This window comes from Paraburkholderia sp. BL17N1 (genome assembly GCF_003634175.1).
Lineage (GTDB): Bacteria > Pseudomonadota > Gammaproteobacteria > Burkholderiales > Burkholderiaceae > Paraburkholderia.
On record NZ_RBIW01000003.1, the window covers coordinates 29,848 to 46,309 of the forward strand.

Annotated in this window: 13 protein-coding genes; 7 read left to right on the forward strand and 6 right to left on the reverse strand. The window is 58.0% G+C overall.

Annotated elements, in window-relative coordinates; translation table 11 throughout:
- The first annotated feature begins 581 nt into the window (after window positions 1–581).
- Window positions 582–1,688, forward strand: coding sequence for a serine protease (locus B0G82_RS35905; RefSeq protein ID WP_121311094.1), 1,107 nt, complete (start codon window positions 582–584; stop codon window positions 1,686–1,688).
- Between the two features lie 403 nt (window positions 1,689–2,091).
- Here B0G82_RS35905 and B0G82_RS35910 read toward each other — a convergent pair whose 3' ends face one another.
- From B0G82_RS35910 to B0G82_RS35930, 4 genes are all read right to left on the reverse strand, one after another.
- Complete coding sequence (locus B0G82_RS35910; RefSeq protein ID WP_121311095.1) at window positions 2,092–3,507, reverse strand: transposase; 1,416 nt, start codon at window positions 3,505–3,507, stop codon at window positions 2,092–2,094.
- Between the two features lie 227 nt (window positions 3,508–3,734).
- Window positions 3,735–4,817, reverse strand: coding sequence for a hypothetical protein (locus tag B0G82_RS35915; RefSeq protein ID WP_147439629.1), 1,083 nt, complete (start codon window positions 4,815–4,817; stop codon window positions 3,735–3,737).
- A complete protein-coding gene (locus B0G82_RS35920) occupies window positions 4,814–5,797 on the reverse strand; it encodes a hypothetical protein (RefSeq protein ID WP_147439631.1) in 984 nt (327 codons plus the stop codon). Before B0G82_RS35920 ends, B0G82_RS35915 begins: the two co-directional genes overlap by 4 nt.
- Before the next feature lie 540 nt (window positions 5,798–6,337).
- Window positions 6,338–7,159, reverse strand: a complete 822-nt coding sequence (locus tag B0G82_RS35930) for a glycoside hydrolase family 75 protein (RefSeq protein WP_158608215.1) — start codon at window positions 7,157–7,159, stop codon at window positions 6,338–6,340.
- 266 nt (window positions 7,160–7,425) lie between these two features.
- On the opposite strand from B0G82_RS35930, the gene B0G82_RS35935 reads away from it, so the two are divergent.
- Complete coding sequence (locus B0G82_RS35935; RefSeq protein ID WP_121311100.1) at window positions 7,426–7,659, forward strand: hypothetical protein; 234 nt, start codon at window positions 7,426–7,428, stop codon at window positions 7,657–7,659.
- Window positions 7,660–8,252: 593 nt separating this feature from the next.
- Here the strand turns inward: B0G82_RS35935 and B0G82_RS35940 are convergent.
- Window positions 8,253–9,422, reverse strand: a complete 1,170-nt coding sequence (locus B0G82_RS35940; RefSeq protein ID WP_121306688.1) for an IS91 family transposase — start codon at window positions 9,420–9,422, stop codon at window positions 8,253–8,255.
- A gap of 15 nt (window positions 9,423–9,437) precedes the next feature.
- Window positions 9,438–10,316 carry a site-specific integrase gene (locus B0G82_RS35945; protein WP_116147360.1) on the reverse strand — a complete coding sequence of 293 codons (879 nt, stop codon included), beginning with the start codon at window positions 10,314–10,316 and terminating at the stop codon, window positions 9,438–9,440.
- Between the two features lie 567 nt (window positions 10,317–10,883).
- On the opposite strand from B0G82_RS35945, the gene ltrA reads away from it, so the two are divergent.
- The 5 genes from ltrA (at window position 10,884) to B0G82_RS35975 (ending at window position 16,363) form a co-directional block, all read left to right on the forward strand.
- A complete protein-coding gene (gene ltrA / locus B0G82_RS35950; protein ID WP_121306687.1) occupies window positions 10,884–12,221 on the forward strand; it encodes a group II intron reverse transcriptase/maturase in 1,338 nt (445 codons plus the stop codon).
- A 911-nt stretch (window positions 12,222–13,132) separates the two neighbouring features.
- Window positions 13,133–13,567 (forward strand): hypothetical protein, encoded by a 435-nt coding sequence (locus B0G82_RS35960; protein ID WP_121311101.1) that lies wholly within the window; start codon window positions 13,133–13,135, stop codon window positions 13,565–13,567.
- A gap of 80 nt (window positions 13,568–13,647) precedes the next feature.
- Window positions 13,648–14,112, forward strand: coding sequence for a MarR family transcriptional regulator (locus B0G82_RS35965; protein ID WP_128596579.1), 465 nt, complete (start codon window positions 13,648–13,650; stop codon window positions 14,110–14,112).
- Window positions 14,113–14,188: 76 nt separating this feature from the next.
- The gene (locus B0G82_RS35970; protein WP_121311103.1) at window positions 14,189–15,181 is read left to right on the forward strand and encodes a carbon-nitrogen hydrolase family protein; all 993 of its coding nucleotides are present in this window, start codon (window positions 14,189–14,191) and stop codon (window positions 15,179–15,181) included.
- A 246-nt stretch (window positions 15,182–15,427) separates the two neighbouring features.
- Window positions 15,428–16,363: an NAD(P)H-binding protein gene (locus B0G82_RS35975; protein ID WP_121311104.1), complete on the forward strand. Its 936-nt coding sequence runs from the start codon at window positions 15,428–15,430 to the stop codon at window positions 16,361–16,363.
- Window positions 16,364–16,462 lie beyond the last annotated feature (99 nt).

A 16,462-nucleotide genomic window follows, 5' to 3' on the forward strand; every position in this document is an offset into this window, starting at 1 on the left:
TCGTATAACAATCTCACATGGCGTTTCGGACCAAATACGTGGTCTACCGCACATTCGAAATACGGACAGCGAAGTGTTCGTTGTTTTCTGAAGATATTTTGTCTGTGACAACGTGACCTATCAGATCTAGGGCCACCATTAAAGATGACAATGGAATGATAGGCCGTGGTCAGCAAGCTTTGTCTTGACAAGAATCACATGCTGAGATTTCTCGAACAGAACTCATGGGTCGGCCGGAATGGGCCATCGAACTGCGCGGCTGGACGCAGCACTGGAAAACGGAGCTGGCTCGTTTGTCGAGTTTGCCGTCAGACGCTCGCCTCCGAAGTGCGAAGGACCGCAACTGGCCGTCCGCCGCCCGACGGCCGCTAACGTTTGTCGACCCGTCTCCGCCGTTCACCTGCTTCAAGGGTGGATCGAACTTCCACTGCAAGCGTTCCCTAGCCCGAGTGGCTACCTTGGTACTTCCTGGCAGTCGGCACTGCTCTTAAAACGGAAGCGCAAAGTTCGTTTTAAGTGCAGAGAAAAGTTTTCAATTGCCTGCTCGCGTCAAATCCATCAACCGCTTCGGGAGAATCGAGATGCCTTCTCACGCAAACCGCCCGCGCCCAATGACAAGGGAAGAGCTCGAGTCCCTCACTCCGCTCTCCGCCACCAAAGAAAACCCTCATCTACCCTCAAAATCTATCGGACCGGCGATCTACGTAACTGTTCCATCCGGCGTGGAGCTTTCGCCGAAAGTGAGATGTCAGCGAATCGACGTACGCCCCGACGATCAAAGCCTGTGGAAAATCACCATTGAGAAGAGTGTCGGATCGATCCAGGCGCTGCCGATGGGCGGCACGGTCCAGAGACACGAGCAGACTGATACGATGGGCAAGATCTCCGGCCATCCGTCGTTCAGGCCTGAATGGATGGGCGTCCGATTCACCCCGAAGACCGGCATTCAGCGACCGCGGCCGCAGATGCGAGACGGGAAGGGGCGCAAGGTGAAGCCGCTTACGGTATTTCCCGGAGATGCCCGCCAGGTCCTGTTCGACACAAGTTGGCCATGGCTACTCACCGGAAAGATTGTTACCAGCGACGGCACGTCTGGATCGGGCGTGCTGATAGGCGACCGCCTCGTTTTGACCGCTCGTCACGTCATGCCCTGGAATAGCATCGCAACCGGTAACTGGTGGATGAAGTTCACTCCCTACTACTTTGACGGCACCGAACCGTTCGGCTCTTCCTATGTGAGTGACGCCCGCCACTACGGGACTGACGACTCAGACTTCAATCTGTCTCATGACTATGCGGTCTTGCGGTTGTTTGATCCGATGGGCAACCGGCTGGGCTACATCGGCACGACGAGCTTTGACGACGGATGGAGGGGGCTCAATGTATGGGAGAACGTCGGTTATCCATTCGATGTCGCAAGCGGGGAGCGACCGGCGGTGCAGAGCTGGCAGTCCTTCGAAGACGATTATGAAGACGACGACGGTCAAACCTTGGAAACGGAGGCGAGCCTCAATCATGGAAACTCTGGCGGACCATTTTTCGCCTGGTTTGAAAATGGAAGTCAAGTTCGTGCGTGTGGCGTTGTATCGAGCGAGGTGAGTTTCAACGGCGACGCCGACAATTCGGTAAGCGGCGGAGACAATCTGGTAAATCTGGTGGACTGGGCACGGGCGAACTGGCCTTTGTAGGTACTTGCCGCGGCAAGCCAGCGGGTTCATTCAGCGCAGCGACCACTGCTTGCGTGCTGACGCTGTCCCTGTTGCACGCACTGTGCGAGATCCGCGTCCAGTCTTAACCTCTTACCCAGCCGTTCTTGAACCATCATTGTCGAGGAAAACTGCATATGTCGTCTTCTGAGTCGAGCACGATCCGATGCCGAATAGATAAATAACCCGCCGTCGATCGGTGTGTGCCGACTCAACTCGACCCGAAGCGGAAAACGGACTTGGTCCCGCCCGATCGGCCGGTGCCAACGGATACTGTTGAAAAAGTCTTCTTTTGGTTCGGGGCACTGGGGGCGACAGCACGTTTTTGAGTTGTGACGATCGGCGAAGCGGTTAACTTGGGCGAGGCAACGATCCTTATTTCTCGTCATGCAACTGCCTGGTTCATCTGCTTGCATCCTGACATGAACCGCTTGGCCATTCTTCGCAGGTTTTGCGCAGTCGCTGCCATCAGGAACTCATCATGAGCACCGCTTGGACCTCGCAGTCGCAAACGGTCCAGTTTCAGGATGCGTTTGAGATGGGCAAAGAGCATTTCCACCTTCTTTCGCTCACGGCAAGATCGCTTGTATTCGGGCGTCTTCGCAATACGCCTCGTTTCGTCGCGCGCAGCTTCATGGATGCTGCGGGCGATCTTGCGAAAAGGTGTATTCGGACAGCAGCAGTCCTTCATCGAACAGCTCTCGCAGTCGAGCTGGCTTGCCCGATAGATGATCGTGTCAGCCTTCGTGACGCGTGAGCGCGGATTCCTGAATTTGCGCCGATCACTGCGCAGTGCATGTCCGGTGGGACAGCGATATTCATTGGCCAGTTCATCCCAGTGGAACTCGCTGCTGGACAATGTATTGTCCTTGCGCGTCGTCTTATCCCAGACCGGAACATGTGGTGCAATTTCCTTCTCTTCGATCATCCAGGCAAGCATCGCTGCTGAGCCATACGCGGTGTCGCCTGCAAGACGTCGAGGTTTGAGATCATGCCGCCGCTCAACGCGGTCAATCATCGTCCTGGTTGACTCCACCTCGTGCGAGCGGTTCGCGGGCGTCGCCTCGACGTCAACGATGATCCCTGCCTGCAGGTCAATCAGATAATTGGTCGAGTAGGCAAAGAACGCCGGGCTACCCTTGGCGGCCGTCCAGCTTGCAGCGGGATCTGTCAGGGATATCTTCTTTGGAGGTGTCGATGTCTCTGCCTCCTCGGCGGCGTCTGCGCCCGCTGGATTCGCTTTCTCCAATGCTTCCAGATATTCCCGCACCGCGCGGCTTTGTCCCTTGACGCAACCCCAGTCGATAGGCCCAGAACCCGGAACACCGCGTGCAGAGCTCGCGTCGGCTCTGATGATGCTTGCGTCAATCGCGAATCCTTCACCCTTTACGAGCCCTTCGGACATGCACCGACCCAGCACCGACTCGAACACATGGCGTAGTACATCGCTATCGCGGAAACGACCGTGGCGGTTCTTGGAGAATGTCGAGTGTTCGGGTACGGCGTCCTCCAGGCCCAGGCGACAGAACCATCGATACGCCAGGTTCAGATGCACCTCTTCGCATAGCCTGCGCTCGGACCGGATGCCAAAACAGTAGCCGACGATCAACATGCGGATCATGAGCTCCGGATCAATCGACGGCCGACCCATCGGACTGTAGAACGGCGCGAGATGCTGGCGTAGATCGCGCAGATTAAGGAAGTGATCGATGCCTCTCAACAGGTGTTCGCGAGGGACGTGATTATCGATGTTAAACGAGTAGAAGAGTTTGTCCTGTCCGCTGCCCAGTTGCCCCATCATGACGAATCACTCCCGTCGATCGATGTCTTCCAGGATACCCAACAATCTCAACATCGGGCGACTTTTTCAACACAATCAACGTAGAACGGTCATTGCCGCCCGCGGAATTGCTCGTCGATTTCTTGTTTTGCCTTCCTTCGACCAGTCGATGCAACTATCGTTGTTACGGTGATCGAGTTAAATCGTGGCATGCTCGCCCGTAGGAAGGATGAGAACAGACGTCGAGATCAACGCCGTACGTACTGTGTTGTCTTACTATCCTGTATCGTCTTGACTGGAAAGGCACGGTCGAAATCGACGTGAGGAGTTGACGGATCGCTCACTGGAAGGACTGCGCCAACCACGCCTCGATGCGAATACTGATGGACGATGCATCTATTGCCGGCTGGTTGCAAACACGTGCGCTGGGAGTAAAGGTCATTTACCTCTTTTGAACCGGATACGCCGATCAGGTCACCGCCGTCCCTCGTCGTGCGCGCCATCCAGATTGGGATACCCCGTAGACAATTGTCATCTTGCTGGTATGCGAAGTTTAGGTAGTCGCCAAACACGGAAGGCGTCGAATAGATGATGATGATGATGTCGGGATAGCGCAGCTTTGTCTTGGCTATCCATGAGCAAATGGACCGCGCATAAAAGCGACCATAGTAGAGTCTCGCAGTCGCATTGTTCTCCACATCGAGTTTTTGCTCGACATCGAGAGCAATGAGCCGTCCTGACAGACCCGCGAAGGAGATTCTAGGTACCTCCTTCAGGCCGACCTGCTGAAGCGCATCGGGAAGTTCGTCTGCGTTCGCCGTCCCGGCCTCGGCAAAACTGTTCAGTTCGCGGTCGATCAGCTCGGAATTGTCGCTGTGGATCCGAGAGTAGGACGCCGAGTGCCTCATTTGTGTGGGAATCGGCATGAACACGTAGGGTATGGTGGTCCATTGTTGTGTCGCCAAGGCCTGCGAGTGGCGCGTGAACGCTGAGTCGAGACGGATGAACGCGAATTTCGCGCCACATCGGGAATACTTACCGTAGTCCTTGATTACGTTATTTGAGGATAAGTCAATGCCGTGTATCAGCTCGGGCACCGTCTTCAGGCCAACAAAACCGTCAACGATGGCGCCAGTATCTGTCTTTCCCCATGGCCTGTTTGGATTCTCAATCGACGCTGGCAGCGGGGCCATGTATTTGGGAAGTGGGCAATTCGGTTGCGAGAACGCCGGACCGGATAAAAACATGAGGAAAGCAATACGCTTGACCCATCCGACGTGACCTCGTTGTGACAACGACAATGCTGGGTGATAGTCGCAGAAAGGTTTCATTTCCACAGCTCCGGGTGTTTTGCATGCTGCAGCAGTGACAAAAGGTCGGCCTCGCTGCCGTAGAAGCGATCAAGATCTAACGGAGTATCCTTACTAAAAAGCGCGAATCCGCCATAAGATGTGTATTGCTGAATGATGCAACGACTTTTTTCGCCAGTACCTTTGCAGAGTTCCTGAACTCGCATACGGTCCTCGTCGTCAGAAAGATCGCCATACCGTGAACCGTCTAGTGTGTGTTGAGAAATCCAGATACCTTCGGCACCTAGATCGCAAGGCGCAGAAGCTAGATCGTAGTCAGCGAATACGCTAGCGGAAGTGAATACGATGATCCGTTGGCCGCGGAAACTAGGGTGGGACCGGACCTGATCAATCCATCTGCATGCCGCTTCACCGTAGAATTTGCCAATCGCTCGCCTATCGTCGTCGCTGAACTTCTGTTGAGGTTTTTCAATCAACGCAAGGACAATAGGCAAATAAGGTTTGCCATATTCGCCGTGCGCGGTGTCTTGGATCGGATCGGCTAGAAGCAGTTCGCCGAGACGCTGTCTAAAAGCACGTGCCTGCTTGTCCGCGGAACTGAGATTGACTTGCTCAAGACGGACTGCTCTCGCTTTGTCCACGGAGGTGAGAGGTACTGAAACGTCTTGCACCACGAAAGCATGATAGGGGCCAACCAGTAGGCTCTCGCTGCGCGCGTTGTACCAATGAGCGCGATACAGCAGTTCGTTATCGGTGTCTTCGCCAGCAGTCAGTCGCACGTAGACGAAGGGGGCATGCATCAGTCCTTGACCAGATCTATGGCCCGTGCTCTCAAGGCAACTGCGAAGGTTAGTAAAGTCCGTCTGATCTTGCCATTTAGAGACGTCGACGCCATGCACAACTTCAAGGCCGCTGATGTCCACAAAGCCTTTAGCGACTATCCCTACGTTGACCGGACGTCCTTTGGGACTGCTAGGATCGGCTCTGAATTGGAAGTTCATCGGAGCGACTTGCTTTTCGCAAGACTGTGCGATCGCCTGGCATGTGCAGATGAAAGGAGCGGCGGCTAGTGCAATCTTAACTACTCGTAGAATTAACGGACTCATCACGCCAGATCCTTTGAAATTACCTGCGGGTTGCACGTGGCGGTCGATGACAGTGATCGATCTCACCTACTTGGTGCGCACTCCGATTTGTATGAGCGGCTAGAATATATCCGCCGTGTCATCCACTATCCCGAGTTTCATTTTTTATGGTTTGTCTTAAAATGTGAATTGACGCGGCCCCCGATCACTTTCGACTTCGCGGAACGCGATGAAACATGGCGTTATGGGGATATCTTTTGGTCAATCGGCGTCTCATGATTTATGTTATGACCATACGAGACAGTAGCTAAAGGGAGATATGCGTAAATGCGCGTTTCCGCACATTTGCATTTATGCAACAGCATAAATATTTTATGTAAGCCATCTCTTAATTCGCGACTTATATTATTAACAACTGCGTCTCGTATGCCGACATCCAGACGTCGTGTTGGGTAGCTACTTCTTTAGGCACTCCTTTACGGTAGCTCCGCCTCCAAGCCGAGTCAGAAGCCTGTTTCCTTCATCCTCGATAGCGCGGTTCCAAGCTGCAGCGTGCGCGGAAATGCGAGGCGCTTGACTGGGAAACAAGACGACGACTATCTTATCCGGTATCTTTTGCTTGGCGCGCCGAACTCCGTCGCTTACCACAATTGGATCGTTCTTTAATGCTTGATGAAGATTCACGGAACCTTCACCTAGATCGCCGCCGTCGCCATATACGGCGAAAGTGAGCACGTCCGTTTTCGGCCGATAAACGAGCGCGATAGCGCCCGGCTTCACACGATACCGACTGACGAAATTGACGGGCAATACGATATACGGAATCAAGTTGGCATCTAACCACTTCCTCTGCACATTTCCAGACACGCCAGGAATTGAGACAGAGGTGGTCGTCAGGTAGGCTACGCCTGGAAGCGGATCCCCGTCTTTCTGAACCAAAGGTTGGCCTGTTGTTCGATCCGTCAAAAATCCGAAAATTGCAATGTGGGAGTAGTCCTTTGTCGTCGTTGCGTGCGCCCATGCCGCCCTACACCGCTCCTGCCAGTGAACCGGATCTGTCTTTTTGTTGATACGCCGTCCTTTGGCATCAAGCGCAGTTATGCCGTCGCACGTATAAGAGAGCCCTTTCCCATCAACGCGGTATGAGTCGGGCGCACCGTCCGCGTCTACTTCAAATCGAGGAACGGTGAAGGCAATGCCACCGCCATAGTCAAATAGTGGAGTTGAACCGAATCGGTCCGACGCTCGCAAAGAGCAGTTATCTTGTCCGAAACTCATGGGCGCGATCCATAGCAGGGATAAAGCGAGCACGGCGACCCTCGCATTCATGATGGCCCCCCATGGTGTCTGCTACGTGCAGATTAATTAGCATCGCTATTCTCAATGAGACAACACGAAGCGTTTTTCGGTCGTATGCCTGGCAGGAAGTTACCGAACCCGGAAGTTCATCGAAAGGATGTGCGACGCATCGGCTGGACGCCAAATTTCCGTCGGCGACCCGCTGGAACCATACGTCGCAACGCGGGATCAACGGGAGGCTTCCCGTGGCGTCTGCCGCCGACGTGCCGACGCTGCCGGCGAGCGCGGCGGCCGTGGCCGGCACCCCGCCGCTGAACGGCACGGACAAGGCGGCGTCGCCGGATGGGAAGTTGCAGAAGCACTCCTATGACGACATGACCCGCGTGAGCGAGCTATCGGCCGCCGCGCTGCATGACCTTGCCAACTCGAACTTTTCCACCGTTGCCGTCAATATCCATGCGTGCTGGCCCGCGAAATGACGAAATGACGCAACTGCCGGGAACTGGGAATGGAGGGAGATGGGCCGTGAAGGCGGATCCACTGCGGATACCAGGGCGAGCCCGTACGAAATCGGCTGCAACCAATATGATGCCCTCGCGTTACGCAGATGCCCTCCAGCGCCACGTCGCGCCCAGCGGCAAGGCTACTGGTGTAGGTCCGCTGTTCGATGCGGAGCGGCCACTCAAATGCCTGTATCGCGCTGACAGTGACCGACTGCTCTTGTTAAGCGTTGTTCGACGCCTGCCCATGTCTGCCACCGCGTGAGTACACGACGACGCATGCGGGCAGGCGTTGGACAACGCTCGAGGGAGGAAACCGCGGAGTGGACCAGGACGGCAGAAATTTACGCAGCTATGGGGATTTAAGTGCTCTCATGAACTGCGGAGACTCACAACCTTCAGTCGAAGCGAGGGTTTGGTGGTCACGTAAATGTTCTGCTGCATCCATGCTGCACGTCTGTAGAGGTGTCGCGAGCGCGGCAAGGTCTGCTGGTAGCGACAGGCACAAGCGTCTCCTCCCGCTCGTTGCCGAAGAGCCGACGGTCGGTCTGGACAGCCAGGGTGATTCATCTTCATACGTTGCTTCGGCAAGTGGGCGGAGCGCGAATTGGGTGGCTGCGCAGGAGGATGTCGATGATGATCATCGGCGCGCTGCAATGCCGGCAGACGAACTTCGGGGCGGGAGTGCCCGGTGACGGACCTTCGCTCACAGTAATGGAAGCTGGCACGTCTGGCAGCGCCCGTATCGCAGCCAGATTCTGCCGACGCACGGGATTGGCCAGCAGACCATAGTGGCGAATCCGATGGAAGCCGACAGGCAGTACATGCAGCAGGAAACGCCGCATGAATTCCTGTGGCTCAAGCGTCATCGTCTTCTGGCGCGTGCGGCCGTTGGCCCGGTAGTCCTTCCACCGGAAGGTCACGCCCCGGTCGTCGAGCGCGATGAGCCGCTGGTTGGAGATGGCCACGCGATGCGTGTAGCGCGACAGATACGCAAGCACCGCTTTCGGTCCCGCGAACGGGCGCTTCGCATATACGACCCATTCGCACGTACGCAGCGGCGCGAGCCACCGTGCGAAGGCAGTGGGATCGGCAAGCCCGGCGTACTCGCCAAAGAAGCGCAACTGGCCCCGGCGATGTGCATGGGTGAGCTCTTCCAGGAAGCGCCGCCGGAACAGCCGGGAGAGCACACGGACTGGCAGGAAGAAGCCGGGGCGGCAGGCGACCCACCGCTCACCGTCTGGCGCAAGGCCTCCGCCGGGAACGATGCCGTGTACGTGAGGATGGTGCGTGAGCGCCGAGCCCCAGGTGTGCAGCACGAGTGTCGCGCCGATCTGTGCGCCCAGATGCTTTGTGTCGGCGGCGATGGTTCGGAGGGTTTCGGCGGCAACATCGAACAGCAGGCCGTAGAGCACCGCCTTGTTGTACCAGGCGATCGCGCTGATCGCAGCAGGTAGCGTGAAGACCACGTGGTAATACTCAACCGGCAGCAGATCGGCCTGGCGTGCCTCGAGCCACCGGTGTGCGGCGCTCGCCTGGCACTTCGGGCAATGGCGGTTACGGCAGGAGTTGTAGGCAACCTCGATCTGTTCGCAACCGGAACACCGCAACACATGTCCACCCAGCGCCGCGCTGCGGCACTGTTCGATCGCCGACATGACCTTCAGCTGTCCCAGACTCAGCTGTACGGTCCGTCGCCACAAGGGCCCATGCGCGCGGAAGACGTCCGCGACTTCGGGCACGGCTGTGTGCCGTGTTCAGCCGTTGTTCTGAAGTTTCTCCAGCGGACTGATCACCTCGCGCAGCAGGTCGGTGGCGACCTGCGCATAGAGTGCTGTCGTCTCCAGCTTCTTGTGCCCCAGCAGGACCTGGATCACGCGGATGTCGACCTTCTGCTCCAGCAGGTGGGTCGCAAAGCTGTGACGTAGCGTATGCATCGAGACACGCTTGTCGATGTTGGCGGCCTCGGCGGCGGCATGGATGGCGCGATTGAGCTGCCGCGTGCTGAGCGGATCGACCGGATCGAGGCCCGGAAACAGCCAGCCGCGCTCCAGCATCCGGCCCTGCGCGTGCGCCACTCGCCACCAGACACGCAGGCGTTCAAGCAGCACCGGCGAGAGCATGGCGTAACGATCCTTGCGGCCCTTGCCCTGTTCAATGCGCAGGGTCATGCGCTGGCCGTCGACGTCGCCGACCTTTAACGCCACCACCTCACTGGCGCGCAAGCCGGCACCGTAGGCGACCGATAGTGCGGTCTGATGCTTCAGATTGCCGGTGGCGGCAATCAGGCGGCCCACTTCGTCCGGGCTGAGCACGACCGGCAGGACGCGAGGCACGCGCACGGGTTGCATGCGTGCCATCAGGTCGGGCTCGTGGAGCGTGATCTCGAAGAAGAACTTCAGTCCGGTGATCGCCGCGTTGAGCGACACGGGTGACACGCCGTGGTCGACCAGATGCAACTGGTAGCGCCGCAGGTCCTCGACGGTGGCGGTGTCAGGAGAGCGTCCGAGAAAACGCGTGAACTCGCGTACGACACGCAGATAACCGGCCTGCGTCTTCGGTGCGAGCTGACGCATGCGCATGTCGTCGGTCATGCGCTGGCGCAGGGGACTGATGGGCTGAGGTGTGTGGGTCATGACTCTGCTCCCGTTGAACGACGAGGCGGATTGCCTCGCCCTTCAACATGAAAACAGAGTCGGCTTCCTCTCCAGAACCACTAGCATTGGACCGAAGCCCCATACCGCGCGAGCGGTTTAGTGTACGCCCGTGATGGCGTGCTATCTGCGGGGTGTAAGTCCCCGCCGGAGTTGGCCACAGCTCCGTAGCTGAAGGTAACTGCGTCGTCGTGAGGCGGGGTGGGGAGTAACCGGATGCGAACTGTCGGTCCGTAGGTTAACGAACCTGTTTCGGCGGGGTATGGCGGCGAGCCTGCACTAAAGTGGCGAAGCCTGGAAGTAACACAGCACGCTGTCGTGGCGGATAAAGCGGTGCGGTGGCGTACCACGTGGTTGAGGACGGAACGATGGGACGGTAGCACGCAGCAAGCGGGGAGACCTGCCGGCGAGGTGAACGCTGGCAGGAGTCAGAGTCCCGATAGTACTGCACACGGAGGCGTCAAGCCGTGGAAACCTGCGTCAGAGCAAAAGGCGCACTAGGGAAGCGGGGCAGGAAAGTTGATAGCAGAAGACCGGAAGGAATCAGAGATGAAGATCGAAGCATCGCCAGTGTCGGAAACGACTAGACGAGATGCAGACGCGCTGGGAAGCTGCGTGCAGCGGAAATTCGCGTCAGCTTCAATCTGGACGGACGCTATGTTGGCTGCTCTACAAAACGGAGTTAAAGGAGGTAAATGGCACAGCCTGATTGACAAGGTGTTTCGACTGGACACGCTCGCGCTGGGATGGGTTCAGGTCGAGAAGAACGCCGGGGCGGCAGGAGTGGACCGCATGAGCGTGAAGCGATTCGCGCAGGCGCGGGACCGCTACCTCGCTGAACTGGCGCATGCATTGCAGGATGGTAGCTACCGCCCGCAGCCGGTGCGGCGCGTCTACATACCGAAAGGTAAAGGACGTCGCCCGCTCGGCATACCCGCTGTAAAGGACCGCGTTGTTCAAGCGGCCCTGAAGCTGGTGATCGAGCCGATCTTTGAGCACGAGTTCGAGCCGCGAAGCTACGGCTTCCGCCCGGGCCTGGGCTGCAAGGATGCGCTGCGCGAAGTGGACCGGCATGTGAAAGCGGGCTACTGCTGGGTGGTCGATGCCGACCTGCAAAGCTATTTCGACTCGATTCCGCACCCGCCCCTTCTTGCGAGAGTGGCCGGGCGAATCGCGGACGGCCGGGTTCTGGAACTCATCCAGTCCTTTCTCAAGCAAGACATCATGGAAGACATGACGCGTTGGACGCCCACTTCTGGGAGTCCGCAGGGGGCGGTGATCAGCCCCCTGTTGGCAAACCTCTACCTGCACGAGCTTGACGTGGAAATGCGCGCAGCCGGGCTGGTCATGGTGCGCTACGCGGATGATGCCGTGGTGCTATGCCGTACACGCGAGGAAGCGGAAGCTGCGCTCTCGCGCATGCGGACTTGGGTCGATGCGAACGGCTTGACGCTGCACCCGGACAAAACCCACGTCGGGGATTGCCGGTTGGAGGGTGAAGGGTTCGAGTTTCTGGGCTACCGGTTCGAAGCTGGCGAGCGTTGGGTGCGCAAGAAGAGTCTTATGGGGCTGCGGGACAAAATCCGCACCCTGACCAGGCGCAACAGGGGCGATTCGATCGAGGCCATCATTGCGTCGATCAACCCGATCCTGCGTGGCTGGTTCGGCTACTTCCAGCACGCCCACCGCTACACCTTCTCGTCCGTCGACGGCTTTGTTCGTCGGCGTCTGCGAGCGATCCTGCGCCGGCAGCTTCATCGTCCGGGTCAGGGTCACTGCCTTCGCGATCACACGCGATGGCCAAACGCCTTCTTCGCTAATCTTGGGCTGTTCACGATGTCCGAGGCCCTTCGATTGGCGCGCCAATCCCGATGTGGAAACAACTGACTGGAGAGCCCGTCGCGGGAAAACTGCACACCGGGTTCGGAGGGAGGGGACGGCGATCGCCGTTTCCTACCCCTATCCACTGGCCGGAAGTACGCTTTCGCACCAACCGCCGGAAAGCCGCCATTGAAAATTGCAGCATCCTAACGGCGGCACGTTCAACGAACTAGCGCTATCGGCCAGGAATCGTCATTCGCCAATCTCACCGTTTGGACGTTCGGATGTCGCATCCGCCTCCGCAAACGGCCATTCAAGGGCCGGGGTGAACGCATCCTGCTCCGGGAAGCTCAGACGACAGTTCACCGCCGGCTATTGGAGGTACTGTCGGCAGTTGTGCGCTAAGGGGTTTGCTGTCCGCGGCCTGCCAGATTGTCAATCGGCAGCGCTATGCGACTCGCGCCCGTCTGTCACGCGCGCGCAAATTGCATTTGATATTCGTACGGCGAAAAACCCGTTTTGCGCTTAAACAGCTCTCGAAACGTACTGGTATTCCCATAGCCCACGCGCTGACTGACCAATTCGAGTCCGATAGGCTGCGACTCCAGCACTGTCTGGCGATCTCGACGCGCAGGCTCTGCAGATACGTCACAGACGCAAGGCCACCCGCCTGTTTGAACCGGCGGTTCAGCGTCCGTTCGCTGACCGCAGGCCACTTGGCAAGGGCGCTCAGCCGGAACCCTTGCTCTCGGTTTCGACCCGCGCGCCAACGCTTTTCGGTTCAGAAGGTTGGCGGCATTCTGAACGTCGCTGGGGCCCGCGACGCCCGACGCCGGCGTCCCGTCATTAGACCCAGATGCGGATTGTGATTATTTGCGCAGATGTCCGTTATTCCTCGAATAATGGCGATGCTGCCACTGCCACGACCCTCCGTAAAGACCGATGATCGCCTCACCGAACATCGACGGAGCTTCAAGATGAGATTCAACGATACAGCGCCAGTTCTCACGCCGGCCGGCGGCCTGCCGTTCTGGCTTGCCAGACTGGCCGCGAATGCGACGCTTGAAGCGACGGTCCTGAAGCGGCCGGTCGAAGGACGGCCTGACATCCTCGCGGTCATTCAGCATGCCGTTTCGCTCTACGAATTCCAGCAGCACAGCTACAAGGGCGAAATAGGTGAACGGCTCTACATGGAGTCATATCGCTCGCAGATTCAGGGCGTGCCGATCGAGACGCTGCTTGTCGCGCATTTGAACGAACAGGGTGAAGCAGATTCCGTGGTGATCAATCATCGTCCGCTGAACGCCGCATTGCTGTTTTCGAAGCTTATGCGGGAGAGGGTCGATGAGCGATTTCGCGATCTCTATCTGAGCGGACCCGAAGCCGACGCAATGAATGTGGCAGCGAAATAACAACGTATTCACAGCACGTGGTCGTCGACGCACTCTGAAATTTGACCTTCACTACATTGCATATGCAACACGGACCCGACATGTCATTAGATGTTCAGCATGCAGCGAATAACGCCGAGAGCGGCGAGATCGCACGGAACTGTCTGCTCACGCGCACGCGGCAGATTTCCAGGGTTTTGACCTCGATCTACGACGACGCACTACGGCCGTTCGACATCAACGCGTCACAATTCACGCTGCTTGTGCTGATCGTCGAATTCGGGCCGCTCAGCCGGTCGGATCTCGGGCGCCGCAATTGCCACGACCGCACGACGCTGACCAGAAATCTGCGGCCTCTGATGTTGCGCGGACTGGTTCGCGAAGATGCACCAGCAGACAATGGCCGCAGCCGCCTTCTTTCGGTCACGCAACAAGGTCACGCATTGCTGCGCGACGCCGCCCCCGGATGGTTGGCCGCACAAACACAAGCCAAGGCGCTCGTTGGCACGGTCGGCGCAGACGCGCTGATGGGCATTGCGGGAATGTTGCCGTATCGCACGAGCTAATTTTTTATCACGAATGTTGCATATGCAACACCACCCGGGCGTTTCGTGCCCATCCTCTTTTGTCATGGAGTCTGCAATGAAAGTCGTCAAAGCCGCCGCGGTACAGATCAGCCCAGTGCTCTATAGCCGTGATGCAACCGTCGCGAAGGTCGTACAAAAGATTCACGAGCTGGGTCAGAAGGGCGTGCAGTTCGCCACCTTTCCGGAAACCGTGGTGCCTTATTACCCGTACTTCGCGGCCGTCCAGACGGGCATCCAGCTTCTTTCCGGCACCGAGCATCTGCGACTGCTTGAACAGTCGGTGACCGTGCCGTCGGCCGCAACCGAGGCGATTGGCGAGGCGGCGAGAAAGGCAGGCATGGTGGTTTCGATCGGCGTCAACGAGCGTGATGGTGGAACCATCTACAACACACAATTGCTCTTCGATGCCGATGGCACGCTGATCCAGCGCCGCCGCAAGATCACGCCCACGCATTTCGAACGGATGGTCTGGGGCCAGGGCGACGGGTCAGGTCTTCGCGCAGTGGATAGCGCGGTCGGCCGCATCGGCCAGCTTGCCTGCTTCGAACACAACAATCCGCTCGCGCGCTACGCGATGATGGCCGACGGCGAGCAGATTCATTCAGCGATGTATCCGGGTTCGGCGTTCGGCGAAGGATTTGCGCAACGAATGGAAATCAACATCCGTCAGCACGCGCTGGAGTCGGGCTGTTTCGTCGTCAATGCGACGGCATGGCTCGACGCGGATCAGCAGGCGCAAATCATGAAAGATACGGGTTGCGCAATCGGCCCCATTTCGGGCGGCTGTTTCACCACGATCGTGACACCGGACGGCATGCTGATTAACGAACCGCTGCGCTCGGGCGAAGGCGAGGTGATTGCCGATCTCGACTTCACGATGATTGACCGGCGCAAGTTGTTGATGGATTCCGTAGGCCACTATAACCGGCCAGAACTGCTGAGTCTGATGATCGACCGCACACCGACCGCACACTTTCACGAACGTACCGTTCACGCCAATCCGGTTGCGGAACAGGCAACGGACGATCTGCGCACCACGGTTGCGTGATCAGATGTAGCGAAAACGCTGCTCGCAGGCGAATCCGGGTGGAACAGGTGTGGATCTTCAACTACTTTCCAGAACGAGGCTTGCGGCACGTTGTTTGTCAATGCCGTACGTCGTTAGATGGTCCGGCCTGTGGCCATCATCAGCAAGCACTGAAAAGCTGATCTGAACAAGCACTCCGCCGACACCCGATCGCCCTTAAGTGTGCATATGCATAAATTGTCCAGTACTGATGCAGAGGTAAAAACCATGAACATTCAAACCAGCCAGCAACGCCGTATTCTCGTCACCGGTGCGGCCGGCGCGATCGGCGGCATTGGGCGCAATGTCACGGAAATGCTGCTCGCCAAAGGGCACAAGGTACGCGCTCTGGTTCGTCGCGAAGACGAACGCGCGGAAGATCTGCGTCGGCTTGGCGCCGAGGTCGTGATCGGCGATCTGACGGATCTCGCCGCGATGCATCGCGCAATCGAGGGTTGCGCGCGGATCTATTTCGGCATGTCGATTTCGGCTAACTATCTGGAAGCGACGGCCAACGTCGCCGCCGTGGCGCGTCATCACGGAATCGAAGCCCTGGTGAACATGTCGCAAATGACAGTCACGGAAATGAGCATCACTGCGAGCACCAACAGCCCGCAGCACAAACAACACTGGTTGGCGGAACAAGTGCTCGCATGGTCCGGGTTGCCGGTGGTCACGATGCGGCCCACGGTTTTTCTCGAAGGATTCTTCCTGCGGCTTGCTGATGCGGGGGTGCGTGATCGCGACGAGCTGGCATTGCCCCTCGGCGCGAGCCGCACTTCGCCGATCTCAGCCGTCGACGTGGCACGCGCCGTCTCCGTCATTCTCGACAATCCTGCTCCCCACATCGGACAGATCTATAACTTGACCGGCCCCGAGTCGGCCGATCTTGAACACTATGCGCGCGCGTTTTCCGACGCGTTGGGCCGGCCGATCCGTTACCGCGACGTGCCACTTTCCGCATGGACCACCACGCTGCGGGAAGCCGGTGTACCGGCGCACCTCGTCGACCATCTCGGCGTGATGGCGGAGCTGCATACGCAAGGAAGGTACGACCGCATGACCGACGATCTATCGCGGCTCACTGGTCAGGCGCCGATGGACATGCGGCAATTCGTGCAACTGCACGCGGCCGAATTCACTCGCGGCAAGATCGCTACGTAACGCATTCGCTGTCACGCAGAAAAAGTTCTATCGCGATCGCAATCGGTCGCGCGTGAGATTACAACGCGACCATCGAGAACATCGCTTTATCGACAATCG